This is a genomic window from Nonomuraea sp. NPDC049504 (assembly GCF_040676845.1).
Classification (GTDB): domain Bacteria; phylum Actinomycetota; class Actinomycetes; order Streptosporangiales; family Streptosporangiaceae; genus Nonomuraea; species Nonomuraea salmonea.
This window is the reverse complement of the sequence record NZ_JBFAPT010000019.1, coordinates 53,766-80,081: the sequence shown is the minus strand read 5'-3', so window position 1 is coordinate 80,081 and position 26,316 is coordinate 53,766. Positions and strand designations below refer to the sequence as shown.

The 26,316-nt window shown below is 70.5% G+C and carries 26 protein-coding genes; 12 read left to right on the top strand and 14 right to left on the bottom strand.

Features of this window, described 5'->3' with window-relative positions; genetic code table 11:
- The first annotated feature begins 39 nt into the window (after positions 1–39).
- Positions 40–762 (top strand): Clp protease N-terminal domain-containing protein, encoded by a 723-nt coding sequence (locus AB0K28_RS31790; protein WP_364377317.1) that lies wholly within the window; start codon positions 40–42, stop codon positions 760–762.
- Between the two features lie 200 nt (positions 763–962).
- Complete coding sequence (locus tag AB0K28_RS31785; protein WP_364377315.1) at positions 963–2,084, top strand: serine hydrolase domain-containing protein; 1,122 nt, start codon at positions 963–965, stop codon at positions 2,082–2,084.
- Between the two features lie 16 nt (positions 2,085–2,100).
- Here AB0K28_RS31785 and AB0K28_RS31780 read toward each other — a convergent pair whose 3' ends face one another.
- Both AB0K28_RS31780 and AB0K28_RS31775 read right to left on the bottom strand, forming a co-directional pair.
- Positions 2,101–2,571 carry a PPOX class F420-dependent oxidoreductase gene (locus tag AB0K28_RS31780; RefSeq protein WP_364377313.1) on the bottom strand — a complete coding sequence of 157 codons (471 nt, stop codon included), beginning with the start codon at positions 2,569–2,571 and terminating at the stop codon, positions 2,101–2,103.
- 68 nt (positions 2,572–2,639) lie between these two features.
- Positions 2,640–3,068, bottom strand: coding sequence for an anthrone oxygenase family protein (locus tag AB0K28_RS31775; protein WP_364377311.1), 429 nt, complete (start codon positions 3,066–3,068; stop codon positions 2,640–2,642).
- 186 nt (positions 3,069–3,254) lie between these two features.
- Here AB0K28_RS31775 and AB0K28_RS31770 point away from each other — a divergent pair, with 186 nt between their 5' ends.
- From AB0K28_RS31770 to AB0K28_RS31760, 3 genes are all read left to right on the top strand, one after another.
- Positions 3,255–3,635 (top strand): hypothetical protein, encoded by a 381-nt coding sequence (locus AB0K28_RS31770; RefSeq protein WP_345390790.1) that lies wholly within the window; start codon positions 3,255–3,257, stop codon positions 3,633–3,635.
- A 95-nt stretch (positions 3,636–3,730) separates the two neighbouring features.
- Positions 3,731–4,210, top strand: a complete 480-nt coding sequence (locus tag AB0K28_RS31765; protein ID WP_364377309.1) for a phospholipase — start codon at positions 3,731–3,733, stop codon at positions 4,208–4,210.
- A gap of 64 nt (positions 4,211–4,274) precedes the next feature.
- Positions 4,275–6,026, top strand: a complete 1,752-nt coding sequence (locus AB0K28_RS31760; RefSeq protein WP_364377307.1) for a serine/threonine-protein kinase — start codon at positions 4,275–4,277, stop codon at positions 6,024–6,026.
- 41 nt (positions 6,027–6,067) lie between these two features.
- Here the strand turns inward: AB0K28_RS31760 and AB0K28_RS31755 are convergent, their stop codons facing one another.
- The 4 genes from AB0K28_RS31755 to AB0K28_RS31740 all read right to left on the bottom strand — a co-directional run bounded on the left by AB0K28_RS31755 (position 6,068) and on the right by AB0K28_RS31740 (position 9,573).
- Positions 6,068–7,129, bottom strand: coding sequence for a glycoside hydrolase family 19 protein (locus AB0K28_RS31755; protein WP_364377305.1), 1,062 nt, complete (start codon positions 7,127–7,129; stop codon positions 6,068–6,070).
- Positions 7,130–7,204: 75 nt separating this feature from the next.
- Entirely contained in the window at positions 7,205–7,642 is a 438-nt protein-coding gene (locus AB0K28_RS31750) for a DNA-binding protein (RefSeq protein ID WP_364377303.1), read from the bottom strand.
- Between the two features lie 45 nt (positions 7,643–7,687).
- Positions 7,688–8,662, bottom strand: a complete 975-nt coding sequence (locus AB0K28_RS31745) for a MerR family transcriptional regulator (RefSeq protein ID WP_364377301.1) — start codon at positions 8,660–8,662, stop codon at positions 7,688–7,690.
- Between the two features lie 17 nt (positions 8,663–8,679).
- Entirely contained in the window at positions 8,680–9,573 is an 894-nt protein-coding gene (locus tag AB0K28_RS31740; protein ID WP_364377299.1) for a YegS/Rv2252/BmrU family lipid kinase, read from the bottom strand.
- 137 nt (positions 9,574–9,710) lie between these two features.
- Here AB0K28_RS31740 and AB0K28_RS31735 point away from each other — a divergent pair, with 137 nt between their 5' ends.
- The 5 genes from AB0K28_RS31735 to AB0K28_RS31715 are packed head-to-tail and all read left to right on the top strand — an operon-like array spanning position 9,711 to position 14,573.
- Positions 9,711–10,544 (top strand): trypsin-like peptidase domain-containing protein, encoded by an 834-nt coding sequence (locus tag AB0K28_RS31735; RefSeq protein WP_364377297.1) that lies wholly within the window; start codon positions 9,711–9,713, stop codon positions 10,542–10,544.
- Positions 10,541–11,545 (top strand): MoxR family ATPase, encoded by a 1,005-nt coding sequence (locus AB0K28_RS31730; protein ID WP_364377295.1) that lies wholly within the window; start codon positions 10,541–10,543, stop codon positions 11,543–11,545. The genes AB0K28_RS31735 and AB0K28_RS31730 overlap by 4 nt, the downstream gene beginning before the upstream one ends.
- A gap of 6 nt (positions 11,546–11,551) precedes the next feature.
- Positions 11,552–12,496 (top strand): DUF58 domain-containing protein, encoded by a 945-nt coding sequence (locus tag AB0K28_RS31725; RefSeq protein WP_364377293.1) that lies wholly within the window; start codon positions 11,552–11,554, stop codon positions 12,494–12,496.
- A gap of 31 nt (positions 12,497–12,527) precedes the next feature.
- The gene (locus tag AB0K28_RS31720) at positions 12,528–13,478 is read left to right on the top strand and encodes a VWA domain-containing protein (protein WP_364377291.1); all 951 of its coding nucleotides are present in this window, start codon (positions 12,528–12,530) and stop codon (positions 13,476–13,478) included.
- A 36-nt stretch (positions 13,479–13,514) separates the two neighbouring features.
- A complete protein-coding gene (locus AB0K28_RS31715) occupies positions 13,515–14,573 on the top strand; it encodes a VWA domain-containing protein (protein WP_364377289.1) in 1,059 nt (352 codons plus the stop codon).
- Here AB0K28_RS31715 and AB0K28_RS31710 read toward each other — a convergent pair.
- Together AB0K28_RS31710 and AB0K28_RS31705 are read right to left on the bottom strand one after the other, a co-directional pair.
- A complete protein-coding gene (locus AB0K28_RS31710) occupies positions 14,570–14,953 on the bottom strand; it encodes an RNA-binding S4 domain-containing protein (RefSeq protein ID WP_345390874.1) in 384 nt (127 codons plus the stop codon). The two genes, AB0K28_RS31715 and AB0K28_RS31710, sit on opposite strands and share 4 nt — an antisense overlap.
- 4 nt (positions 14,954–14,957) lie before the next feature.
- Positions 14,958–16,445, bottom strand: coding sequence for an aromatic amino acid ammonia-lyase (locus AB0K28_RS31705; protein WP_364377287.1), 1,488 nt, complete (start codon positions 16,443–16,445; stop codon positions 14,958–14,960).
- A 63-nt stretch (positions 16,446–16,508) separates the two neighbouring features.
- Between AB0K28_RS31705 and AB0K28_RS31700 the strand changes: the two genes are divergently transcribed.
- Both AB0K28_RS31700 and AB0K28_RS31695 read left to right on the top strand, forming a co-directional pair.
- Complete coding sequence (locus AB0K28_RS31700; RefSeq protein ID WP_364377285.1) at positions 16,509–18,059, top strand: NAD(P)-binding domain-containing protein; 1,551 nt, start codon at positions 16,509–16,511, stop codon at positions 18,057–18,059.
- Entirely contained in the window at positions 18,049–19,470 is a 1,422-nt protein-coding gene (locus tag AB0K28_RS31695) for a fatty acid--CoA ligase family protein (protein WP_364377283.1), read from the top strand. The genes AB0K28_RS31700 and AB0K28_RS31695 overlap by 11 nt, the downstream gene beginning before the upstream one ends.
- Positions 19,471–19,521: 51 nt before the next feature.
- Here AB0K28_RS31695 and AB0K28_RS31690 read toward each other — a convergent pair whose 3' ends face one another.
- The 6 genes from AB0K28_RS31690 to AB0K28_RS31665 all read right to left on the bottom strand — a co-directional run bounded on the left by AB0K28_RS31690 (position 19,522) and on the right by AB0K28_RS31665 (position 26,254).
- Positions 19,522–20,211, bottom strand: coding sequence for a hypothetical protein (locus AB0K28_RS31690; RefSeq protein WP_345390859.1), 690 nt, complete (start codon positions 20,209–20,211; stop codon positions 19,522–19,524).
- Positions 20,212–20,331: 120 nt separating this feature from the next.
- The gene (locus AB0K28_RS31685) at positions 20,332–21,132 is read right to left on the bottom strand and encodes a hypothetical protein (RefSeq protein ID WP_364377281.1); all 801 of its coding nucleotides are present in this window, start codon (positions 21,130–21,132) and stop codon (positions 20,332–20,334) included.
- Positions 21,133–21,196: 64 nt separating this feature from the next.
- Positions 21,197–22,480: an HEXXH motif domain-containing protein gene (locus AB0K28_RS31680; protein ID WP_364377279.1), complete on the bottom strand. Its 1,284-nt coding sequence runs from the start codon at positions 22,478–22,480 to the stop codon at positions 21,197–21,199.
- Positions 22,477–23,715 carry an FxsB family cyclophane-forming radical SAM/SPASM peptide maturase gene (locus tag AB0K28_RS31675; protein ID WP_364377277.1) on the bottom strand — a complete coding sequence of 413 codons (1,239 nt, stop codon included), beginning with the start codon at positions 23,713–23,715 and terminating at the stop codon, positions 22,477–22,479. The genes AB0K28_RS31680 and AB0K28_RS31675 overlap by 4 nt, the downstream gene beginning before the upstream one ends.
- 6 nt (positions 23,716–23,721) lie before the next feature.
- The gene (locus tag AB0K28_RS31670) at positions 23,722–25,353 is read right to left on the bottom strand and encodes a tetratricopeptide repeat protein (protein ID WP_364377275.1); all 1,632 of its coding nucleotides are present in this window, start codon (positions 25,351–25,353) and stop codon (positions 23,722–23,724) included.
- A gap of 10 nt (positions 25,354–25,363) precedes the next feature.
- Positions 25,364–26,254, bottom strand: coding sequence for an SIR2 family protein (locus AB0K28_RS31665; RefSeq protein ID WP_364377273.1), 891 nt, complete (start codon positions 26,252–26,254; stop codon positions 25,364–25,366).
- Positions 26,255–26,316: the final 62 nt, after the last annotated feature.

Genomic DNA, 26,316 nt, shown 5'->3' with positions numbered 1-26,316 from the left:
CAAAAGTGTCAAGGATTACGTTGACAGCATAATGGGATAGTGCCCGAGCTACCCGACCTCACCGCCCTGCTGTCGATCGTCGAAGAGCGCAGTGAGGCCGCCGACCCCTTGAGCCGCCTCACCGTCGCCGAAGGCGTGCTGTCCGAACTGGAGGGGGTCGGCGACCGGCTGCTCGGCTACCTCGTCGAGCTGGCCAGGGCCGAGGGCTGCTCGTGGTCCGACATCGGCGACCACCTCGGCATCAGCCGCCAGGCCGCCCAGCAGCGGTACGGTCGCCGCTGGTCCAGCCTGACCGTGGCCGACCTCGCGCAGTCGGGCGCGTTCGACCGCTACACCGGCCGCGCCAAGCAGACCCTGGAACGGGCAGAGGCCCACGCCCGCCGGCGAGGGGCCACCGCCGTCGGGGCCGATCACCTGCTGCTCGGCATCCTCGACGATCCGCAGACACTGGCCGTACGGGCGATCGCCGCCCAGGGCGCGGACCCGGCCGCGCTCAGGGCCGACCTGGAACAGCAGCTCACCGAGGGTCCAGGGTCTCCCGCGACGCTCCCCATCGGCGCCGACGCCCGCCGCGCCCTCCAGGCGGCGCTGGTCGAGACGGCCGAGCTGCGGCACAACTACGTCGGCACCGAGCACATGCTGCTCGGCCTCCTGCGCGAGAAGTCGATCGGCCTGCTGCGCGAGCGCGGGGTCATGCTCGAACCGACGCGCGCCGCCGTACGGGCGGCGCTGGAGGCGATCCTGCGCGCCCGGGAGGGGTAGCGAAGGCGGGTTGAGCGCAGAGACCAGCACGAGCGCGGCGAGGGATTCGAACGCGGAGACGACCCAGGGGTGGTGTCGCGGGCGGGAAGGTGGCGTGGGTTCACGTGGCTGGCGGGGGTCGGTGGTACAGCTAGCGCTACCTCGTGCTGGCCCGTATACGGGATCGCGACGGCCTGGCAGCGCTCAGTAGCGTTTCCAGCATGATCACTCGACGCACCCTCCGCTGGACCGGCGCCTCCGCTCTCGCCCTCGCCGTCCTGGCCGGTCCCGCCGTGACCGCCGCCCACGCCGCCGCGCCCGAGGCGGCATTCCAGGACGTCGTGGACGACCTGGTCACCAAGGACAAGTTCCCCGCCGCCATCGCCACCATCCAGGACAAGGACGGCGAGATGACCGACTACACGGCCGGCAAGGGCGAGCCGCCCGCCGACGGCTACGTCCGCATCGGCAGCAACACCAAGACGTTCACGGCGGTGACGATCCTGCAGCTGGTCGGGGAGGGCAAGGTCAAGCTGGACGGCCCGGTCGAGACGTACCTGCCGGGCCTGCTGCGCGGCAAGGGCGTCGACGGCCGCCGCATCACCGTACGGCAACTGCTCCAGCACACCAGCGGCCTGCCCGAGTACACCGACTTCCTGGCGAAGGGCGCGCTGCCGTACCAGCACACCTACTTCCAGCCCCGCGACCTGCTCGACCTGGCGCTGAAGAAGAAGGCCCAGTTCGCGCCCGGCACGAAGTGGTCGTACACGAACACCAACTTCGTCGTCGCCGGCCTGATCATCGAGAAGGTCACCGGCCGCCCGGCCGCCGAGGAGATCGAGAGGCGGACCGTCAGGAAGCTGGGCCTGGAGCACACGTACTTCCCGAACGTCGGCGACCAGGGCATCCGCGACCCGCACCCGACCGGCTACCACCGCGACGACCCGGCCAAGCCGATGACCGACGTGTCCACGTATGAGCCGTCCGGCGCCTGGACCGCCGGCCAGATGATCTCGACGCCGAGCGACCTCAACCGCTTCTTCACCGCGCTCCTCGACGGCAAGCTGCTCAAGCCCGCGCAGCTCAAGCAGATGCGCACCACCGTCAAGGCGCCGGAGCTGGGCCCCGGCGGCCGGTACGGGCTCGGCATCAGCGCCGTCAAGCTGTCCTGCGGGGGCACGGCTTGGGGCCACGGCGGGGCGATCCCCGGTTTCTACACCACGAACGCTGCCACCGAGGACGGCCGCGCCGCCGCCATCGCGGTCACCCACCTGCCGGCGACCGCGCCCGCCCAGCAGCACGTCGAGGCCGCCCTGGACACGGCCTTGTGCACGAAGTCCTGAGGCGGTCCTGAGCCGGTCAGCCGTTGTCCACGAGGCGGGCGGGGAAGCCGCCCGTCGCGATGGGGCCCCAGCGGTCGATGGTGATGCGGATCAGCGACTTGTCCTGGCGGCGCATGGCCTCGCGGTATTCGTCCCAGTCGGGGTGCTCACCGGCGATGCACCGGTAGTACTCGACCAGCGGCTCCAGCGCGGCCGGCATGTCGAGCACCTCGGCCTGCCCGTCGACCTGGACGTAAGGGCCGTTCCAGTCGTCGGACAGCACGCACATCGACACGCGGGGGTCGCGGCGGGCGTTCACGGCCTTGGCGCGGTCGGGATAGGTGGACACCACGATCCGGCCTGACTCGTCCACACCGCACGAGACCGGCGACAGCTGCGGGCGGCCGTCGGCGCGGGTGGTGGAGAGCAGGCCGTGGTGGCGGGGACGGAGGAAGTCGAGCAGTTCGGGGAGCTCGACGCGGCGGGCGGTGGCGATGCTCGGTGCCATCTGCAGATGCCTCTCATAACGCAGTCAGTGCAACAAGCCCGATCCTGCCACCCGCCCGGGAGCGCTCTTCACAGGGTGGTCAGTCCGACGCCGGCCAGGACGAGGCTCGCCGCGCAGGCCACGGTCCTGATCGTGTTCCAGCGGGTCCAGCGCGGCGCGTACTCCTGGTAGGACATGGTGCCGGCGTCCAGGGCGTTGTTCATCGGTACGTTGATCGCCATCGTGACGAGGAACGACCCGACCGCGTTGACCGCCGCCGCGGCGTAGAACCACATCGAGCCGCCGACGATCCCGGCCGCCAGCGCGGCCAGCGGCGAGCCCATAAAGACGATGTACAGCCACGGGTTGAGGATCTTCCGGTTGATACCGCGCATCGCCGCCTCCGCCTGGGCGGGGTCGATGGCGTTCAGGCCCGGCATGACGGACATGGAGAAGGCGTAGAACAGGCCCGTGAGGGCGCCGTGCAGCAGGAGGGTGACGAGAGCCAGAACCATCATGCCTTCATGGTGGCGGCAGCGAGGTGAGACGGGCCATGGTCGTTCCGCTCAGACGCATAAGAGAACGTCTCACGAGGGCTGTGACGGTCGTCACGTTCGTTGTGTGCATTCGTCCACAGTTGATCTGCGTGGGTCTCCGTAATGTCCCTGTCAACGGATCACACCGACGACGGGGAGGAACCCGACATGCGTAAGACTCTGGCGATCGCTGCTCTTGCCGGTTCGATGGCTGTCACCGGTCTGGCGATGACGGCGCCGGCTCAGGCTTCGACGGGGACGTCGTGGGGGAAGGTGTTCTCCAGCGACCACAAGGCGTACACGTTCGGCAAGACGTGGCAGTCGGGTGGCAAGGTGTTCACGAAGTGGTACGGGGTGGACAAGCGGGGCGGGAAGAAGGGCTGGGTCTGGTTCGAGGTGTACCAGAACGGTCACTGGACGAAGTTCAACAAGGCGTGGGACGGCAAGGTCGTGGGCACGTGGAGCGGGCACGGGATCAAGAAGGTCTACACGTTCACCTGCTGGGCCGGGAAGTTCGACAACTGCGGCAAGAAGTACCGCATCTACTAAAACTTGGGGGAGGCCCCGAGCGTGTCTCCCCGCGTCGTCACGGGTGATCCGGCGAGGCTTGCCTGGACAGGTTCCGGCCCGACAGGCAGGCTCTCATGCTCGGACGATCCTTCGCCGCCCTCGCCCTGACCACCGCCGTTCTCACGCATCCGGCTCCGGCGCACGCCGTGACGCTGGAGCAGAAGCTGGCCACGCTCGCCGCGTTCACCCAGCCCACCGACGCCAGCTCGGCCGCCTGGCGGGACGCCTGGTCCGACCAGGGCTCGTGGGCCGCGTACGCCTTCGACTGGACCACCGACCAGTGCTCGGCCAGCCCCGACAAGCCGCTCGGCTTCGACTTCAGGATGCCCTGCACGCGGCACGACTTCGGCTACCGCAACTACAAGGCGGTCAGCCGGTTCACGGAGAACAAGGCGCACGTGGACGACGCCTTCCTGCACGACCTGCGCCAGGTGTGCGCCGGTCACGAAGGGGCGCGCAGGAGGGTGTGCGAGCGGCTCGCCTGGTCGTACTACCAGGCGGTGCGACGGCTCGGCGCGCTGGTGCCGGGGGACAGGCTCGACGAGTTCGCCTGATACCGGGGGACTCCGGGCGATAGTCTGCTCGCGATCATCGTCGTCGCGGGCGGAGGGGGAAGCGGTGCCAGGCCCGACGCGCGACCCGGAGCAGGTGGGACCGTACCGGATCGTGGGGCGGCTCGGCGCCGGCGGGATGGGGGTCGTGTACGCCGGCGTGGACGCGGCCGGCCAGCGCGCGGCCGTGAAGCTCATCCACGACTCGCACGCCGCCGACCAGGAGTTCAGGGCGCGGTTCCGGCGCGAGGTCGCGATGCTGCGCCGGGTGCGGGGCGCCTACTGCGTACGCATCCTGGCCGACGGCGCCGACGCGGCGCAGCCCTGGCTGGCGACCGAGCACATCGCGGGCCGGACCCTGACCGAGCATGTCGCCGAGCACGGCCCGCTGCGCGGCGACGAGCTGTACGGCCTGGCCGCCGGGCTCGCCGAGGCGCTGACCGCCGTGCACGCGGCCGGGGTCGTGCACCGCGACCTGAAGCCGTCCAACGTGATGCTGTCGCCGGACGGGCCCCGGCTGGTGGACTTCGGCATCGCCCGCGCCCTCGACGGCACCGCCCTGACGGCGACCGGCCACGTGGTGGGCTCGCCGGGGTGGGTCAGCCCCGAGGAGTACGCGGGCGGCCCGACCGGTCCTGCCGCCGACGTGTACGGCTGGGCGCTGGTCGTCGTGTACGCGGCGACGGGGCGGCAGCCGTACGGGAGCGAGCGGCCCGAGGTGCTCGCGCTGCGCGTGCTGCGGAACCCGGTGGACACCACCGCCTTGCCGCCCGCGCTCAGAGCCTTGGCCGATCGGGCCCTGTCGAAGGCGCCCGAGCAGCGGCCGGCGATGGGCGAGGTGCTCGCGGCGGTCGCCACCGCGTGGCGCGGGCAGCCGGTCGCCCCGGTGGACGCGGTCGCCGACATCACCGACCGCGTCAAGCGCACCTGGCCGTCCCGCACGGGCAACGCGCCTCCCTGGCCCGGCGCCACCCCCGCGCCCCCGGGGCAGTCGGCGACCGTGCCGCCCCGGCGCCGCGTCAAGATCGTTCCAATCGCGGCTGTTGCTACGGCCGCCGTGCTCACGGGCGTGATCCTGCTGAACACCCTCCCTGGCGCGACCACCGCCCAAGGACCGACCACCACCGATCGGCCGACCAGCACCACCGAGCGGGATGCCACCTCCGCCACCCCCACGTCGGCACCCGCGCCCCGTACCCAGGCCGACCTGGCCGCCGCCCTCGACCTCGCGCTCAGTGCCACGCCCGCCGCGACCTTCTCGTACGAGGGCGGCTTCACCCAGAGCGCCGCCACCGCCGTGGCCTCCGGCCGCCTGCACCACGACGACGCCTCCGACTCCGACGCCTTCACCATGCACGTCAATCCCGCCGACGGCTCAGGAGAGGCGGACTACGTCGTCGCGGACGACGAGCTGTACGTGGACCGGCCGGGCGCCCGAGCCCTGACCCTGGAGCAGAAGACGGCAGACAAGCCGTGGTTCGCCCTGCTGGTCGCGGGCACCGCGGGACCGTCCGTCATCAGGGACGTCGTCCAGAACAGCACGACCTTCCAGGCCAAGGGCCGTACCTACTCGGGTGGCCTGCCCACCACCACGGCCGCCGGCCGGCTGCGGACCCTGCTCGCCTCCTGGCTGGGCGGCCAGGTGCCGGACGACGACAAGTCCTTCATCACGTACGAGCTGACTCTCGGCTCCCAGAACCGCCCTGCGAGGTTCGAGCTGGCATGGAAGGTGCCGATGGGCGTGAACGGCACGTACGAATCGGTCTTCACCACCAAGTACGCCAAGTGGCAGGAGAACGGCGAGATCCCCAAACCCTGAACGGCCCGCCACGAAGCAGGCGGGCCGTCGGAGGGGAGGGATCAGCAGGAGAGGTTGCCGCCCGGCGAGACGCCGAGGATCTGGGTGAAGCGCTGGTAGCTGTTGATCCGGCTCTGGACCTGGGCCGGGTTGCCGCCGTCGCACTCCACGCGGCCGTTGATGCTGCGGATGGTCTCGCCGAAGCCGTGGCCGTTGACGATCGCGTTGTGCGCGGTCATGGTGCCGGGCCCGTTCTGGGTCATCCAGTACCAGATGGCCGTCTTCCAGGCGACGGAGGCGTCCTGCTGCACCAGCCACGGGTTGGTGAGCAGCGGCAGGCCGAGCGCGTCACCGGCGGCCTTGTAGTTGTAGTTCCAGCTCAGCTGCATGGGGCCGCGGCCGTAGTAGGCGGACTGGCCGGCCGGGCAGCCGAACGACTGGCCGGGGTCGCAGTAGTGTGAGTAGTTCGCGGTGTTCTGCTCCACGATGTGGACGAGGCCGCCGGTCTCGTGGCCGACGTTCGCGAGGAAGGCCGCCGCCTCCTGCTTCCTGACGGTGTCGCTGCCGGTCTTGGCGAAGGCCGGGTACGCGCTCAGGGCCGCGACGAGGCCGCTGTAGGTGTAGAAGGAGTTCCGGCCCGGGAACATCTGGTCGAACTGCGCCTGGCTCACGACGAACCCGGACGGGTCGGGCGGCGGGTCGGTGGGGCCGCCGCCGTCGCAGGTGTACGGGTCCCAGTACCAGTGGCTGATCACCGGGTCGTAGCCGGGGTTCTCGTGGACGGCGATGTAGTGGTTGCCGTCGGTGTAGCGGACGATGCTGCCCACGGCGTACCACTGTCCCGCCACCCAGTTCGGGTAGCTGCAGGACGTCCCGCCGCCGCTGCCGCCGGTGCAGGTGCCCTGGTCGGCCCAGACGGCGGCGCTGCCCGGCGTCTCGCCCTGGGTCCACCACTGGGCCCTCCAGTTGCGCCCGTTGTACGACGCCGTCGCCCCGCCGGTGTAGACGGCGGAGGAGCTCCAGGCGCCGGCGCAGGCGGCCGCGTTCGCCGCACTCGGCACGAGCACCGCGAGCACGCCCGCGGCCAGGCATAACGCCGCCAGGTGGGCCAGGAGTCTACGCACGTGACCACTCCCTCAATCTCTTAGGAAAGTTTCCTAAGGATTAACGGAGAACCTGCCCCCACGCAAGGCCCAAAGTCAGGGCGTCTCCTCGGCGGCCGTCCGATCGGCGAGACGCTCGTACCGCTGCCGCGCCGCCTGCGCGGTGCCGAGCCCCAGCCCGAACGCGATCTCCTGCCACGTCATCCCCCGCCCCCGCGCCATCTCCAGCAACCCGGCCTCCAGCGCATCCATCTCACTCCGCACCAGCGGAACAAGACTCAACGCGGCGGTGATGTCCGCCTGATCCACGGCGGGCTCCCCGTCATCGACCGCGGCGGCCCCGCTGAGCAGGAACGTCACCAGCCTGACGGCCTCATGCGGCCCGAGCATCGACGGATGAACCTGCCGAACCCGCTGCTCGTCGGTGGCGGCATGCCGCTCGGCGATCCGAAAGAGGGACGCGTGCACCCTCTCGGCACGCGCCTGCTCGGGGTGCGGCGCGGTGAAGGGGTCTGACTGCTGGGAGTTCGGCATGGAACTAAAGTGGCGCAGACAACGACAAATTGTCAACAGTAAGTTTTAAACAGAGTGTTCAAGTGCGGCGGCGAGCCAGGTGAAGGGGATCGGGGGGTCGGGTGGGGTGGCGTTGATGGTGGCCACCAGCGACAGGTATCTGCCGTGGGTCGAGTCGAAGGCCGGGTCCTCGTCCAACGGCTCGCGTTCGATCTCCTCGATCAGGCGGAACTTCGCGGCCAGGTCGGACGTGAAGGCGGTGTCCGGTTGTTTGCCGGTCAGGTCGGCGGTTGCCGCTGCGAGGCGGGTGGCGGCGGCTTTCACCCTGGGGGCGTCCGGCGGGAGGCCCTCGCGGTGGGCGGCCAGCAGGTCCGCCATGATCTCGGTGCCCGTTATGTGGATGAACTCCTGTACGGGGGTGGTGGTCATCTGGCGGCCTGGTGGGGTGTGGTAGGCGTCCTGGAGGTATGTGCGGACTGCTTGGCGGAAGTCCGGGTTTCCTACCAGGTCGCCCAGTTCGATCCAGGCTTCCAGCTGGGTGGCGGTGGGGTCGTCGGGCAGGTGGGGGCGGATGGCGCGGAGGCTGTCGACGAAGACGGGGGAGGCGTCCAGCCCCTCGCTGACTTCCGTCCAGAAGTCGTCGATCAGGCGTTCGCGCTCCTCGTCGGACATCGACACGAGCCGCTGCATGAGGGCGGCCTGCTCGATGGTGCCGCCCTGGCCGACCAGCGTGCGGAGCACCGCGCGGCGGGCGCGTAACGTGCGTTCCTGGCTTTCGACCAGCTCCAGGTGCAGGACGAACAGGTCGTGCAGGGTCGTCTCGCCGGCCAGGAGGCGGCGGATGTCGTCCAGGCCCGTGTCCAGGTCACGCAGGGTGCGGACGAGGTCGAGGCGGGCGATGGCGCGCAGGTCGTACAGGCGGGTGCCGGACTCGGCCAGGCGGGTGGGGGCGACGATGCCGGCGTCGGCGTAGAAGCGGATCGCGCTGACGCTCAGGCCGGTGCGGCGGGCGGCGTCCCCGATCGAGTAGAGCTCGTCCATGCCGTCACTATGGGACCTCAAGCTGCTTGAGGTGCAACCATCCGCCAGGCGTGGGGCTCCACGGTCCAGGTGCGGGCGGCGTGCGGGCCGGTCAGCTCGCCGTCGGCGTTGACGTGCAGGTCAGGCCCGGACACGTGGACGCGCGTTCCGCGTACGGTGACCACCTCCGGCCGCTCGGTGTGCCGGCCGAGCTTGAGCAGCACCCCGTACATGAGCCGCTGCAGCGGGCCGGTGGCGAACGAGACGACCACGTCCGCGAGCCCGTCGGAGGGGCGGGCGTCGGGGGTGAGGGGCGTGCCGCCGCCGATCGAGGTGCCGTTGCCGATGCCGACCATGAGGACCCGGCGCCGGCCGTCCGCGACCACCTGGCCGTCCACCTCCACCTTGAGCGGCAGTCCCTTGGTACGCGCGCCCGCCACCAGACTCCCCACCGCGTACGCGAAGCGGCGCAGCACCGGCTTGAGCGGCGTGGCGGTGCGGGCCGCCTCGACGCCCACGCCGATGTGCACGGCGTTGACCACGATGCCGCCTTCGTCGTCGCGCAGCAGGTCGAGCGGCCGGGGACGGCCCGACGCCGCCGCCCGTGCGGCCTCCACCGGGTCGAGCGGTATGCCGAGGCCGCGTGCCAGGTCGTTGCCGGTGCCGAGCGGGATCAGGCCGACGGTCCTGGTGGCCAGCTCGTCCCGTTCTGACAGGGTGGCGACCAGGGTGTGCAGCGTGCCGTCGCCGCCGAGGACGACCGGGTCGCGGTCGGGGTGCTCGTCCAGCGCCTTGGCGAGCGCGCCGGGGTCGTCGAGGCGAACCTCGGCGGTGTCGGCGTGCTCGTGCAGCACGGTCATGATGTCCGCGACCACGTCGTCGTCGCCGGCGCCGCCCGCCGCCGCGTTCACGATCGCCAGCAACCGGCGCATGGAGCCCTCCCTCGCCGCGCGTCCTCTACGGGGCCGACGCCTACCCCTACGGAAGTCGCCTAACCAGGAGGTGGTTCTCATGAAGTTCTCAGGCGAAGTTTGTAGCACTTTCGCCTGAGATTTATGACTATGGGGCGATGGAGCGTGTGCCGCAGGCGGACCGTGCGGCCACCGACGTCAACGGGGCGCAGGCGGAACAGGCAGCCCAGGGGGCCGGGGCCGGGAAACGCGTCCGGTGGATCGTCGCCACAGGTGCGGCGCTGCTGGTTGTCGCGGTCCTGGCGTACGCGCTGGGCAGCGTCACGGGCGGAGCCGAGCAGGCCGCGCCGAGCCCCAGCCCGACACCGTCACCAAGCGCCACCCTGACCGTGTCCGACGTCTTCGAACGCGTCGGCCCGTCAGTGGTGGTCGTCCAGGCGGGCACATCATTCGGTACGGGGGTGATCGCGGCCGACGACGGCACGATCCTGACCGCGCACCACGTCATCAAGGGCGCGAAAGAGGTCACACTCCGCTTCGCGGACGGCACCAAGGCCAAGGCGGCGGTCACGTCGGAGAACCCGAAGCGCGACGTCGCCACGCTCAAGCCCGCGAAGCTGCCCGAGATCCTCGTCCCCGCGACGCTCGGCGGCGGCGTGACCGTCGGCGCGCCCGTGATCGCGATCGGCAACCCGCTCGGCCTGACGTACAGCGTCTCCACCGGCGTCGTCTCCGGCCTGAACAGGACCGCCGACCGCACCTCCGACGACGGCGACCTTAACGGGCTCATCCAGTTCGACGCCTCCGTCAACCCGGGCAGCTCCGGCGGCCCCCTCCTCGACGCCCGCGGCCTGGTGATCGGCATCGTCGTCTCGATCGCCGACCCTGGAGGCGACGAGGCGTTCGCCGGGATCGCGTTCGCGGTGCCGATCGGCGCCGCACTCGGCGGCGACGACGGCGACGGCCCGCCCGGCCAAGGACTGCAGATATGACGCGAAGGGACCCCATGACCCCGATGGAGCCGGGCCAGGCCCACCCGCTCGAACAGGTGCTGTTCGAGGTCAAACGTACGATCGTCGGACAGGACGTGCTGCTCGAACGCATGGCCGTGGCGCTGGTCGCCGACGGCCACCTGCTGGTCGAGGGCGTGCCTGGCCTGGCCAAGACCCTCGCCGTACGCTCGCTCGCCGCCGCCATCGACGGCAGCTTCCAGCGCGTGCAGTTCACCCCCGACCTGGTGCCCGCCGACCTCATCGGCACCCGCGTCTACCACCAGCATTCCGGCGAGTTCAAGACCGAGCTCGGCCCCGTGTTCGCGAACCTGCTGCTGGCCGACGAGATCAACCGCGCCCCCGCCAAGGTGCAGAGCGCCCTGCTGGAGGTCATGCAGGAGCACCAGGTGACGATCGGGCGTGAGACGTTCCGGGTGCCCGAGCCGTTCCTGGTCATGGCGACGGAGAACCCGATCGAGTCGGAGGGCACGTACCCGCTGCCCGAGGCGCAGGTCGACCGGTTCATGATGAAGGTGATCGTCGACTACCCGGCACAGGCCGAGGAGCAGGCGATCGTCGCGCGGGCGCTGCGCCCGCCCGAGCCGCCGCAGCCGATGCTGACCACCGGCGACCTGATGGCCATGCGGGAACGCGCCCGGCAGGTGTACGTCGACCCGGCGATCGTCGACTACGCGGTCCGCGTGGTCACCGCCACCCGCTCCCCGGCGACGGCCGGGCTCGGCGAGCTGGAACGGTACGTCACCCACGGCGCCAGCCCCCGGGCCTCCATCGCGCTCGTCACCGGGGCCAGGGCACTGGCGTTCCTGCGCGGGCGGGACTACGTCCTGCCGCACGACCTCGCCGAACTCGCCCTCGACGTGCTGCGGCACCGCCTCGTCCTGTCGTATGAGGCGCTCGCCGACGACATCGACCCCGACACGATCGTCACCAGAGTGCTCGGAGCCGTCCGCGCGCCCGACGTCGTCCTGCAGAACCGCTGACCCGCCATGGCAACCGCCCCAGAGAAACTCCTGCTCCGCCTGGAGTGGAAGGTCGTCCGCAGGCTCGACGGCCGGCTCCAGGGGGCACACCGCACCACGTACCGGGGCTCCGGGATCGACTTCACGGGGCTGCGGGCGTACATGGAGGGCGACGACGCCCGCCACATCGACTGGAACGTGACCGCGCGGCTGGACGAGCCGCACCTGCGGGTGTTCACCGAGGACCGCGAGCTGACCGTGTGGCTCGTGCTCGACCGGTCGGCCTCGATGGCGGCGGGCCGGCCCGGACGAGCCAAGCACGACGTGCTCGCCGAGCTGGCGCTGGTCCTCGCCCGGCTGTTCGGGCGGGGCGGGAACCGGGTGGGGGCGCTGTTGTACGACACGGGGATGCTGCGCGTCGTGCCACCCGGCACGTCCCGCAGACACGCCCTCCGCATCGCCGCCGAACTCGACCGCACCGCAGAACGCGCCTCCGACGGACGTCGCGGCGGCGGACGTCGCGGCGGCGGACGTCGCGGCGGCGGGCGGAGCGGCGGCGCGACCACTGACCTGGCCGAGATGCTGGACGCGGCCGGACGGCTGGCCCGGCGCCGAGCCCTCATCCTCGTCCTGTCGGACTTCATCGGCGAAGGCGACTGGGAACGCTCACTCCAGCGCCTGGCCCGCCGCCACGAGGTGGTCGCCCTGCGCATCGTGGACACCGCCGACGACGTCCTCCCTGAGGCCGGCCTGATCGTGGTCGAGGACGCCGAGACCGGCGAGCAACTCGTCGTGGACTCCGCCGACCCCCTGCTCCGCGTCCGCTTCCGCGAGGCAGTGGCGACCCGCGACGCCGGCCTCACCGCGGGCATGCGCCGCGCGGGCGTCCCCGTGCACCGCGTGGAGACCGAACGCGACCTGGCCGAGACCCTCGTCGAGGTCGTCGCCAAAACCAGGGACCGGCGCTCATGACCGGCCCCGCGGCACCGGTGGAGGAGGTGTCATGACGCTGTCCTCGCCGTTGTCGCTGGTCGTCGGGTTGCTGGTGACGGTGGCGCTCGGCTGGGCGGTCGTCGTGTCGGGGCGCCGCCGCAAAGCGGCGCTCGCCGCCGCAGGGGTCGCCCTGGCCGGAGGCAGGCGTACGTCGTTCGGCGCCGGGCTGACGATCGCCGGTGTCGCGGTGCTCGCGATCGCCACCGCGGGGCCGACGGCCATGGTGCCGGTGCCGCGTACGGCGGGGACGGTCATCCTCGCCATCGACGTCTCCAACAGCATGGGCGCCGACGACGTGGCCCCCACCAGGCTGGCGGCGGCGCAACGGGCGGCCCGCGCGTTCGTGGCGGCCCAGCCGGACAGCGTGGACATCGGAGTCGTCGCGTTCGAGCGGGGCGCGCTGACGACGGCCCGCCCCGACGCCGACCACGCCAAGGCGCTCAAGGCCATCGACCGGCTGAAGGTCGCCGGCGGCACCTCGCTGGGCGCGGCCATCGCGGTCTCGCTGACGGCGATCAGCGGCAAGCAGGTGACGATCGACAAGGAGGGGAACGTACCGGACATCGGTTACTGGCCGTCGGCGACGATCGTGGTGTTCTCCGACGGCCAGAACCAGGGCCAGGGCCTCGACAAGGCCGCCGAGGTGGCGCAGACGGCCGGCGTCCAGGTGCACACGGTCGGCGTCGGCACCACGGCGGGCGCGACGGTCAAGGTGGACGGCTACAACCTGCAGACCTCGCTGGACGAGGAGACGCTGACCAAGATCGCGCAGACGACCGGCGGCGACTACCACCCCGCCTCCGACGCCGCCCTGCTCGACGGCGTCGCCGACACCATCGACCTGCGGCTCACCGTCTCCGACGAGCCGCTGCCTCTCGCCGGCGGGCTGATCTGGCTCGCCCTCGCGCTGCTCACCGCGGGAGCGGCGCTCACCGTGCTCCGCTCTGGACGGGTGATCTGAATGCTCATGAACCGGACGCCCTGGCAGGTGGTCTGAGTGACGTTCTCGTGGCCGTGGGCGCTGCTGTTCGCGCTGGTCATCCCGCTCATCTTCGCCGTGCGCTGGTGGGCGCTGCGCCGCCGACGGCGGGCCGCCGTCCGCGTGACGTCGATCGCGCTGGTCCGCACCGCCGTGCCGGGGCGTACGCGGTGGATCAGGAAGATCCCGCCGGCCCTGTTCGTCGCGGGCCTCGCGCTGCTCGCGGTCGGGGCAGCGAGGCCGCAGGCGGAGGTGCCGGTGGCGCAGCGGTCGGCGACGATCCTGCTGGCCCTCGACACCTCGGGCTCCATGTGCTCGACGGACGTGGAGCCCAACCGCCTGACCGCCGCCAAGAAGGCGGCCGCCGAGTTCATCGAGTCGCAGCGCGGCGGGCCGCGCATCGGGCTGGTGACGTTCGCCGGCACCGCGGGCCTGCTCGTCCCGCCGACCGACGACACCGACGCGCTGATCAAGGCGATGGACGACCTCACCACCGCCCGCGGCACCGCCATCGGCCAGGCCATGCTGGCCTCGATCGACGCGATCGCCGAGGTGGACCCGTCCGTCGCCCCCACCGGCGCGACCCCGCCCGCCGGCGACGCGGGCGACGCGGGTTACGCCGCCGCCGCGATCGTCGTGCTCACCGACGGCGCCAACACCCAGGGCGTCGATCCGCAGACCGCCGCCCAGGAAGCGGCCCTGCGGCACGTCCGCGTCTTCCCGATCGGCTTCGGCACCACCACGCCGTCACCCATGGTGTGCGAGAACTCGCAGTTCGACGGCCGTGGCTTCGGCTCGTGGGGCGGCTGGGGCGGGGGCGGCTTCGACCGCGGCCGCAATGTCCGCATGATCGACGAGCCGGCCCTCAAGCAGATCGCCGAGACGACCGGCGGCTCGTACCACCGCGCCGAGAACGCCGACGAGCTGGAGACCGCCCTCGACTCGCTGCCCGGCGCGTTCACCGTCGTCCGCGAGAAGGTGGACACCGCCGCCGGCTTCGCGGCCGGCGGGGCGCTGCTCGTCGGCTCCGCCCTGGCGCTGTCGCTGTGGTGGAACCGCCCCAGGGCGACCCGCTAGTCCCGCCGTCCCAGCAGCTTCTCGATGCTGCGGCGCTCGCGCTTGGTGGGACGGCCCGCGCCCCGCGCGCGTACGGCGACCGTCACGGCCTCCTCGCGCGGCGGCGGGGGAGGGCTCTTGTCGACGTAGCACTCGGCGGCCACCGCCGCGCCCACCCGCTTGCTGATGATCTTGGAGACGACGACGATCCGCTCGCGGCCGTCGTGCCGCAGCCGCACCTCGTCGCCGGGACGGATCGCGTGGGCCGGTTTGACGCGTACGTCGTTGACCCGCACGTGACCGCCCCGGCAGGCGTCGGCCGCGACCGACCGGGTCTTGGTCAGCCGCACCGCCCAGATCCAGCTGTCGACCCGCGCGCTCGGCTGCTGCTCACCTGCCATTCCGTCACTTTACCGACATGGACGCCCCGGTAAGCAGGTCGGCGGCCGCCCGGACGTCGGCGTCCAGCGGCCGGTCCGGGTCGATCGGCGGGATCGCCTCGGCCAGCGCGTCGAGCAGCTCCGCGCAGGCCGGGGCGGTCGGCCGGCGCGCGCCGACGTGCGCGGCCTGCCGCAGCCCCACGGCCAGCGAGCCGCACAGCAGCCGCAGCAGCCCCGCCATGTCGTACGCCCGCAGCGCCGCCTGCGTCCCGAAGGGCACCACGTCCTGGTTGTGCAGGTTCGTCGGCAGGCTCTGCATGCCGGCCGGCACCGCCGCACGCCGCAGCTCGGCGACGAACGCCGTCGTCGCGAGCTGCACGCCCTGCATGCCGTGCTGCCGCCCGGGCCCGGCGGCCAGCATCGGCGGCAGCCCGCCGTTGCGCGCCGGATCGACGAGCAGGTCGAGCTGCCGTTCCGCGAGGTTGCCGAGCTGCGCGACGACCATGGCCAGCACGTCGGAGGCGAACGCGGCCGGCTGGCCGAAGAAGTTGCCGCCGTGCACCACGAGATCGTCGTCGGGGAAGAACAGCGGGTTGTCGGAGACGCTCGACAGGTCGGCCGCGACGACGCCGTCCACGTACCGCAACGCGTCCTCGGCCGCGCCGAGCAGCTGCGGCGAGCAGCGGATGCTGTACGGCTCCTGCAGCGCCCGCGTCCCCGAAGGGCGCACCCCGGCCAGGGTCTTGCGCATGCCGTCGGCGACGTCCGCCGCGCCGCGATGCCCGTACGCGTCCAGAAGCCGCGCATCGAGGAACTGGGGGTCGCACCCGAGCAGGTCGGCCAGCAGGCACGTCAGCGTCTGGACGGCCCGGTGCGCGGCCCGCACGCTCTCCAGCGCGAGCGCAGTCGCGGCGGTGGTGAGCGAGGTGCCGTTGACCAGGGCGAGCGCGTCCCTGCCGTCCAAAGCCAGCGGGCTCAGCCCGGTCTCGCGCAGCGCGTCGGCGGCGGGCACGCGCCGGCCCTCCACGTACGCGTGCCCCCGGCCGCGCAGCGCCTGCGTGGCGTAGGCCAGCGGGATCAGGTCGCCGCTCGCGCCGACCGAGCCGTAGCGCGGGACCGCCGGGACGAACGTCGTCCCGAACATCGCCGCCAGCCCGTCCACCACGTGCGCCGACACCCCGGACAGGCCCTGGGCCAGCGACCACACGCGGACCAGCAGCGCCGCCCTGGCCACGTCGAGCGGCAGGTCGGGGCCCTGTCCCGCGCCGAGGTGGGCGAGCGTGTTGTCGCACTGGTCGGCCTCGTCCTCCCGCCCGGCGAACCCGACCAGCGCCCCGAACCCGGTCGTCGCCCCGTAAACCGGGCGGTCCTCCTCCTTCAGCACCTCGCGCAGGTGGCCACGGCCGCGCTCGACCCGGCCCCGTACGCTCGCGTCCACCACGACGGACACGGGACCCGCGGCGCGGCGGAGGTCGGCGGGACAGAGCGGGGCGGTGAGTTCGATGTCGCGCATGTCCCGGACGATAGGGCGGTAATTCTCAGAAACCTCTGAGAATTCGTCCTTAGCTTCCAGATCATGGCGCATGATTACGTGATCATCGGAGCCGGACCGGCCGGGCTACAGCTCGCCGCACTGCTGGAACGCCACGGTCATGACTATGTCGTCCTCGAACGCGGGCCCGGGCCCGGTACCTTCTTCACCCGGTTCCCGCGGCACCGCCAGCTCATCTCCATCAACAAGGTGCACACCGGGTACGCCGACCCCGAGCAGCGGCTGCGGATGGACTGGAACTCGCTGCTCAGCGACGACCCCGACCTGCTGTTCACCCGCTACAGCGAGGAGTACTTCCCGCAGGCCGACGACCTCCTCCGCTACCTCGCCGACTTCGCGGCGAAGACCGGCGTGCGGGTACGTTACGGCGTCGACGTCGTTCGCATCGGGCGCGGCGACGACGGCTTCACCGTCACCGACGCCGCGGGACACACCTGGCAGAGCCGCCGCCTCATCATGGCCACCGGCGTCTCCCAGCTCAACGTGCCGCCCATCCCCGGCATCGAGACCGCGGAACGGTACGACACGTTCGACACCGACCCCGCGTCCTTCACCGGTCAGCGGGTGCTCATCATCGGCAAGGGCAACTCGGGCTTCGAGACCGCCGACGCGCTCATGGCCAAGGCCGCCGTCATCCACGTCGCCGGGCCGCACTCGGTCAGGATGGCCTGGCAGTCCCACTACGTCGGCCATCTGCGCGCGGTCAACAACAACTTCCTCGACAGCTACCAGCTCAAGTCCCAGAACTCCGTGCTCGACGGCACCGTGCAGAGCATCGAACGCCTCGACGACGGCCGCTACCGGGTCGTCTTCCGCTACGCGCGTACCGTGGAGGCGCTGCGCGAGCTGCACTACGACCGGGTGATCGCGTGCACCGGGTTCCGGTTCGACGCCTCGGTGTTCGACGACTCCTGCCGGCCCGCGCTGGTCATCGACGACCGCTTCCCCGAGCAGACCTCCGCGTACGAGTCCGTCAACGTCCCCGGCCTGTACTTCGCCGGCACACTCACCCAGCAGCGCGACTTCAAGAAGGCCACCAGCGGCTTCATCCACGGCTTCCGGTACGGCGCGCGCGCCCTGCACCGCATCCTCACCAGCCGCTACCACGGCGGCGCCTGGCCCGCTCAGGAGCTCGAGCCCAGCCCGGACGCGATCAGCGACGCCATCATCGAGCGGGTCAACCGGTCGTCGGCGCTGTGGCAGCAGTTCGCCGTGCTCGGGGACGTCGTCACCGTCAACGGCACCGGGCTGTACCAGGAGGAGGTGCCGGTGGCGTACGTCGCCGACGGCGGCCTCGGCCCGGCCAGGCACCGCTTCGTCGTCACCCTCGAATACGGCGCCGACCACGACACCGTGGACCCGTTCGACATCTCGATCCCGCGCGTCGCCGAGAACGACTACGAGAACGCCCACGACGCCAGCTACCTGCACCCGGTCGTGCGCTACTACCGCGACGGCACGCTGACGGCCGTCCACCACCTGGCCGAGAACCTGGAGAACGAGTGGGACCTGCCGGTCGTGCACCGGCAGCCGCTGACCGCCTTCGCCAAGGAGTGCCTGGCCGATGCCGGCTGACCCGTACCCCAGGCCCGTTCTGGACGTGCTGGCCGCCGCCGGGGACCGTCCCGTGTTCGAGCACGAGAACCGGACGGTCTCCGGCGCGCGGATGCTCGGCCTGATTCGCCGGTGCGCGGCGGGCCTGCGCACCGCAGGGCTCGGGCCCGGCGACGGGGTGGCGATGCGGCTCGGCGTCACGCCTGAGGCGTTCGCGGCGATCATCGCGGGGTACGTGGTGGGCGCCCGCGTCGTCGGCGTACGGCCCGGACTGCCCGCCGACCGCCTCCATCACGTGCTGAGCCAGGACATCACCGCCGTCGTCACCGACCAGCCCTCCGGCGGGGGAGACCTGGCGCTCGGGGAACTGCTGGACGCGCCCGACGACGGCTCGCTGGTGCTGTCCGGCCGCCCCGACGACGTCGCCAGGCTCATCCACACCAGCGGCAGCACCGGCCGGCCGAAGGCGTGCGCGCAGACGTACGCCGCCATGAACGCCGCCTGGTTCGCCCGTCCGCCCGCCTGGCCGCCGGCGATCAGGGAGCTGGCCTCCCGCCTGCAGCGCTACCTCGTCTTCGGCACGCTGAGCAGCCTGGTCATGTACGAGTACGGCATCCTCACCCTGGCCGCGGGCGGCACCATGGCCGCCGCCGACCCCTCGTCACTCGCCGACGCGATCGTCAAGCACCGGGCCACCGCCAGTGTCATCACCGTCCCCCGCCTCTACAAGCTGGTGGCCGCCCAGCGCGACACACCGTCCGACCTGAGCACCCTGCGCGCGCTCGTGGTCTCGGGCTCCCCGATCCCGGCGGCCCGGCTGCGGGAGGCCCAGGAGGTGCTGGGCCCGGTCGTCTTCCACGGCTACGGCCAGACCGAGACCGGCTCGATCTCCCTGGCCACGCCGTACGACCCGCCTCCGTCCTTGGGCGTCCCGCCCGACGCCATCGACATCGAGATCAGGAACCCCTCCGGCGAGACCGGCGAACTGTACGTCCGCACCCCCACCCAGGCCATCGGCTACTGGGGCGCCCCGGAGGAGACGGCGGAGGTGTTCGTGGACGGCTGGGTCCGCACTCGCGACCTCGGCCACTTCGACGCCGACGGCCGCCTGTACCTGGTGGGCCGTACGCGGGACGTGGTGATCGTCAACGCCGAGCTGCACTACATAGGCCCCATCGAACGCACCCTGGCCACCTCACCCGACGTGGCGGAGGCCTACGTGACAGCCGCCCCCGACGAGGAGAAGGGCGAGGCCCCCCACGCCTTCATCGTCCCCGCCCCCGGCCGCACCCCCGACTTCGGGGCACTACGTGACCTGGTCCAGGACCGTCTGGGCCCCGCCTGCGTCCCCGCCACGATCACGGTGATCGACGAGGTCCCCACTGCTCCAAGTGGCAAACCAGACAAACGCCTCCTGAAACCACCGAGTTAGCGCCCCGCGTCCAGCACCGGCTGCACATCGATGACCGGCGTCGCATGGTCTCTAGTTACGGCGGTGCTCGATGGAGGCCAGGTAGGTCTGGCTGAGGCCGACCTGGGGCTCTGGTTCCGCTTCCCAGAGGAGGGTGTCGGGCCATGGCGGGATGCGGTGGTCCATGACCCGGTGGATCTGCGTCGGGGTGCGGATCTCCACGGCGTGCGGGGGGATGGCCGCGTCCGAGAACGCGTACGGCGAGGAGGGACGGTCGGGGCCGAGGCCGCGGGGGTAGGCCTCGGCGGTGTTCACGTGCCACACGCTGGCCCGGAGGGAGAGCGAGTCGACCAGCCAGAGCTCGTAGTCGTCGCGGTGGTCGGCCAGGTGGGCGATGTAGCGCGTCAGTACGGTCTGCGCGACTGTCTCGGCCCGGTCGGCCAGGGTCATCCCGTGGGATTGCTCGCTGGGTGCTGGATACCAGCCTTTGGCGTGCCTGTCGGTGTATTCGATGAGGTAAGCGAACTCGTCGGTCGTCTCAGGCTGCTCCGACGCGCCGAGGTGTTCGGCCGCCTGGGCCGACAGCCGTGCCCACTCGGCGATGCCGGCGTACAGGGCCGCCTGGTGGTTCTTGTAGGGAGCGCCGTCGTCGTCACGGGTGGCGTTCTCATGGAGACGCGGCATGTTCAGCAGGGCCGCTACCTGGTGAAGCTCGCGGGGCGAGATCAGGCGGTCCCGCGCGTCGGTGAGATCGTTCGTCACGGCCTTCAGTTTGATGGGTTGGCAAAAGTGCGACGCAGCAAAAGCCCAAAAGATCTTCGAAATTTCTCGGCGGTGGGGATGGCATTTATCCCGTAGCAGGAAATATCCGGAATTGTGGCTTCAGTGCCGGTCTCCGGACTCCAAGGCGCTCTCCGCAGGTGGCAAGGGCAGCGGCTTTGCAGCATGCCAGATCACGTCGAACTGCTCCAGCCAGTACGAATACCACTGCGGCGCATTCTTCCGCGTCAGCTCCAGATGCATCCGCCCGGACGTCGACGTATTACTCACCCCGTGAATCTCCACGATGATGATCCCGTCCCGCTGCAGCGGATTGAACGCCACCAAACTGAACCCGGGGTTATAACCGAACACCTTGAACTGCCGGCTCCCCGGCGACTGCCACGACGCCATCGCGGCCATCATGCCTTGCGTGGCGCGGATGCTGTCGCCGAGTGACTGCAGCGGATATTCCAGCCCATTGTCGAGCTGCTGGGTGGCGATGTCCAACGCCGCGGTCGCCTCGAGGTCGAGGACCACCATCTTGACGATTCCGTTGTGCCGCTTCAGCACGGTCCCGCCGATCGCCCGGCAGTTCTCATCGGACAGGAAGTTGACCCCCGAAGGAGCGAACATCCAAATTTCCTGGCTGCTCCGCAGCCGATCCTTCAAAGGGGTCTGCTCGAAACCGGTCCGGTCTTCAAGGGCTCTGTCCGAAATCCGGCCCTCACCCCGAGGCAACGTGATCTGGTGCACCAGAACCCCGACCCCGGCCAGCAACACCGCCCACTTGAACTGATCACTTACCTTGTCCCCGACCAACGTCAGGGCGGCGAAGACGATGGAGAGCAGGGAGATGACGTAGGCGTCGATATTCCTGCGCTCGCGTAAATCCTTGAGGACGCGCCGGGCAGATCGGAGCATGACACCTCCCACTTGATACTAAACCGCGAAGATTGCGGGTGGGCGGTGTCATTCTCCAATTACGTCATTGATTGCGCTCGCGCCACAGCGAACGATGCCGGTCCGCCGCTCCCTCAGCCAGGGCAGCGGCCGCGGCCGGTACGGGTTCGCGTGCCCACTCGTCGAGCCGGCGCGCCATCCGGCTGACGAAGACCTCGCCCTCCATGGTCAGCGCGCCGCTGTCGAGCAGGGTGCCCGCGACCTGGCGCGCTCCGGAACGCCACCTGGCGAACTCCGCGTTCGCCCGGATCGCCGACTCGCCGCTCTCCAGGTGCCGCTGGCGTTCCCAGAAGTCGGTGACGCCGACGTAGGCGTACGTGCCCTGGAGGAGACCGGAGGCGGGACGGGGGTCGGGACGCCACGGCGCGTAGTAGCGGCGGCCGTTGTCGGGCTTGGTCAGGGGCACGACGTCGAGCAGCGCCGACAGCTTGGCGTGCTGGGTCTCGTGGGTCAGCGTGACGGCCAGCGCGTGGGCGTCGGGCGGGGTCGACATGGCGATGCAGCCGAACGTCTCGCGCGAGGTGGCGCTGGCCATCCCCATGCCCTCCTGCGGCGGGGCGAGCGGGGTGAAGACGGTGATCGCCGCAGACACCTGCTTGGCCACCGGCAGGTGGTTGCGTACGAGCAGGCCCCAGCCCTCGTCGAGGAGGTCCTGCCACAGCCGCGCCTCCTGCTCGGTGAGGGGGGCGCGCAGGGCGTCGGACCCGGGCATGCGGTGCGGGTGGAGATCGTCGATGAGGACGTCGAGCCGCTCGTCGTCGGCCTGCGCGGACAGGCCGCGCAGTGGCCGCCAGTTCGGCTCGTCGTCGCCGAGCTGGAGGAACAGGCCCTCGGCGGAGACCTCCACGCCGTCGGCCGAGCAGTGCAGGGTCGCGCTGGTGACGCTTCGGCCCACGACGAACTGGCCGAGCGAGGGCAGGTTGATCACGCCGTCGATCGCGGTGACGTCGAGGTCGCACGCGACGCCGGCGCGGATGGCCGCGGCGGCCGCCAGCGCGGACATCTGCTCGGGAGTGTCGAGGGTCTTGGTGGTGTGGCGCGCCCACGCGGCGACGGCGGGGTGGTGCACCACGGCGTTGACCGCTTCGGGATGTGCGGCCTGGATGCCGGCGAGCAGGTCGTAGGCCCGGCGTACCTCGGGCCAGCTGTGATGACCGGCATTGCGCGTCTTTTCGAGCACGCCCCGCAGCAGGAGAAGGTGCTTGCTGCGCTGGGCGGCTTTGAGCTGCTCGACCGTGGCCGTTCCGCCGGCGCCCGAAGCCAGTTCGTCGAAGGCCGCAGCAGGGATGCGGTGCTCTGCGAGGTTCATCTGTGGTCCTTCTGCAGTGCGTGGTAATCGCGCTGGATCGTGTTCTTGATGTGAGTGATGAGCCGCAGCAGGTCGGCGCAGTAGACCGACGGGTTGAGAAAGCCGCTGCCGGGCCGATAGCGATGAGCGTACTGGCCGCCGCCGCACACCCGGCCGACCGCGCAGGCTTTACACGTGTCCGACAGCGCGGACCAGCCGATTTGGCGGGCCGCGATGGACGGCAGCCGCAGAACGTCATCGAAGGAATCGCGCAGGACGTGAAATCCGGTGCTGGGCGCGCCCGGGTAGGCGGATTTCAGGAAGTCCGACTGCTCGATCTCGCCGTCCGTCTCGATGACGACCATGGCGGCGGGGGACAGGCCGATCTGTTCACTGACCGAGCTGCCACCGATGAGGAGGTAGATGATTTCGTCGAACAAACGCACCCTGGCTGGTTGAGCCGGCGCGGAATACCACTGATCGAAGATCGCGATCAGCCAGTCGGCGTAGGGCGTGGCGGGGTCGCCGCCGTCGAGCCCGGGAGGGGGGTCTGACCAGGTGCCGTGCGGAAGCAGCAGGTCGACGGCCGGGGGGCCGAACGCCAGCAGCGCCTGGTACGTCTCTAGGGGGTCGTTGCGCAGGTCGATCGTGCAGAGCAGGCCGCGGAACAGGTGCTGGAACGGCGGCTCGGCGAGCAGTCGCAGGCCGGCCGCGACCTTGTGGTGGCTGCCGCGGCCGTCGGCGGTGCGGCGGTTGCGGTCGTGGTCCTGCTCGCTGCCGTCGAGGCTGACCCCGACCCCGACCTGGTGCCGCTCGAAGAGCTCCAGGTACGTCCGGTCCAGCCGGGTGCCGTTGGTCTGCACGGTGAAGCGGACGTCGGCGCCGGCCGCGCCGCGTACCGTGTCGACCAGCTTGTCGATCTCCTCAGGACGCACGAGCAGGGGCTCGCCGCCGTGCAGGATCACCTCGACCGACGGGAGATCATGAGCGCGTACGTGCTCGGCGATGCGCGCCGCCACCGCGTCGACCACGTCGGGGGCCATGCGCATCGGCCGTGACCGCCAGCTCTGGTCGGCCATCTCGTACATGTAGCAATAGCTGCAGGCGAGATCACATCTGCTGTGAATCTTCAGGATGAATTGCCTGAACGGGGTCGGCTGCCACCCCTTTTCCGCCAGCGCAGCCAGGTCGAGTGTCAGCGGCCATTCGGGCAATGTCTGCCAGCCCGCGGAATGTGCGTCATGGCCGTTGAGCATAATGAATCAGTCCGGTTCGTGAAGCGTTATCCACGCTTGCTGGGCAAGATCTGACGGAAGGCCGTTGATGATCGTTTCGGCGGCCTTGGGCGTGCTCGACCGCTGGAGCGCCTTGGCCAGCGCGATCTGGACGGACGCGTCGTTGGGCGCGTAGTCCAGCGCGGTCTTGATGCGCTGGATGGCCTGGACCGGGTCGTTCTGGCCGAGCCAGAGCAGCCCTTCCTTGGTCAGCGCGCGGGCCACGCCGTCGAACCGCTGATACTCCAAGAAGATGCCGGCCGCCTCCACGCAGTACCGCCTGGCGCTGCCGAGGTCGCCGCGGGCATGCGCCACCGAGGCGAAGACCTCCGCCGCCTCCGCGCGTACCCACGCCTCGTCCACGTCGGCGGCGCGCTCGGCCAGGTCGGCGAGGTGGTGGGCGTGGTCCCAGTCGCGTTCCTCCACCGCCTGACGGGCCTCCTTCAGGTAAGACTCCGGCGCCTCGTACCTGGTGACGGGGGCGATGAGCCGGTCGTGGGTCAGCTCGTACCAGCGGATGCCGAGCCGTTGCTCGGCGCGGAGGAGGTGATGGTCCTCAAGGGCGCGCGGTATCGCGTTCGGCATGCCCTCGGTCTCGATGAGTCCCTCGTAGACGGCGTTCCTGGTGCCGTGCTCGGTGATGAACGTCTTGCGCATCCACAGGCGCAGCTTGCTCGCCGGCAGGCCGTGCTCGGCGGCCACCTCGGCCATGGTGCGCCGGTAGAAGGCCGACAGGAACTCCTCCACCTGGGCGTACAGGAGGGCGTGCTCCTCCGTGATCTCGACGACCTCCGGCGGCAGCGACTCCCACAGGGCGGAGCACACCACCTGGAGCTGGATGGGCTCCACCGTGTCGACCTTGATGGTGGTCGTCTCACCGGCCTCGTTCTCGAAGTGCACTTCACGCAGGTCGTCGATGAGCAGCTCGGCGGCCTCCGGCGTCATCGTCCTGCCGGTCTGCGGCAGCGGCCCGTGCACGACCTGCAGGGCCTGCTCGGGGCTGAGCGCCTCGAGGTGGAAGCGGCTGCGCGAGCCCTGCCCGATGCGGCGCTCGTGCGGCAGGACGAGGAAGAGATACTCCTCGCGCAGCGCCAGCAGGACGTGCAGGCCGGGGTGCTTCTTGACGGCTTCCGCCAGCTGGTCGAGGAAGACCCTGCGCTCCTTCTCCAGGATCGGCGAGCCGTGGAAGATCTCCTCCGCCTGGTCGATGGCGGCGAGGATCGGTACGGGGTCACCGTAGCGGTCCATCTGCTCGGGCCGATCGTCCAGGAACTCCGCGATCGTCAGGTCCCCGAGGTCCTGGCGGTCCGTCCAGCACGACAGCAGGGCGCGGACGTACGGGTTCCCGCCCCGGGTCGCGGGCTTGCTCATCCGGGGGGCGATGCGCGCCACAGGCAGGACGTCGGCAGGTTCGGAATCCAGCAGCGGCAGCACCCCGGCGTGCAACAGGGACGTCTTCCCCACGCCCGAGGCGCCGTAGAGCACGGTGAGGCCGGCGGCCTGCCAGAGCGTCGCCACCTCCTGCGCCTCCCGGCCGCGGCCGTGGAACAGCGCGCTCTCGTCACGCCGATAGGGACGTAGCCCGACGTACGGTTGCACCTGCGGGTCCGTCACTGGCATGCCACCGTCCTCACATCCTGCTCCGCAGTTCTTCGAAGAACTCCTCGGTACTGCCGATGTAAATCGTGATGTTCCAGCCATCGAGATATCGCTGGAGATATTCCCGCGCCCGGGCGGCGGCATCCGCGACGGAGGTGTTCAGATCCGGCATGAGTTGTACGCTGACGTGCCGCCGCCGCATGTTCTGCGGCATCGTCTTGAGCAGCCCGTAGAACAGCACCCGGAAATTCCAGTCGCGCAGGCTGTAGCCGACGAAGAGCAGCGGGCTGACGGTCATGGTGTGCAGCACCGTGCTGGGCAGCGGCGAACCGGCGGACGCGTTCACCTCCACGAGGTTCCCCAGGTAGGTGAGGTAGTCGTCCTCGGTGAGGACGAGTGACCGGGGATCGTTCCAGCGGCCGTGCAGGTGGTAGATCAGCGGCTCTGCCTCGGTCGGCTGCTCGATGTACGGCTTCTCCACCCCGACGTCCCACCACGAGCAGACCTGGCTGACCGGCTTCTTGCGTCCCCCGGTCTCCTGGTGCAGGGCGCGCAGCATGAAGTCGTCGTAGTTGGTGGTGAGAAAAGTCTTGATGGGGAATTTCGCCAGCACCGCATGGGGGTCGGTGTCGCAGACGTCGTCGGCCGGCGTGTACTGCTGGAGATAGGTGCAGACCTCGTGCTTCAGCTCCACCGTGTCGCCACTCATGCATGCCGCGTATTGCATGACCCGGGCCAGGTCATGCGAGTCGGCGAACGGATATTGGTAGTGCTCGGCGAAATATTGGGCGAGCTGGCCACCGGTTGGTAATCGTCCGAAACTCGCCCCGGCGCCGAGCAGCGGTGTGCAGTCTCCCCGGCTCAGTTGCTTGATCAGCCGATCCCAGTCCGGCTCCCTCAACACACCCGCCCCGACCGTCACCTCGTCTGCCCAAGTCTTCCGTCACATAATTGTTTTGGTTCAGGCTAGAACGTGTCCAGTAA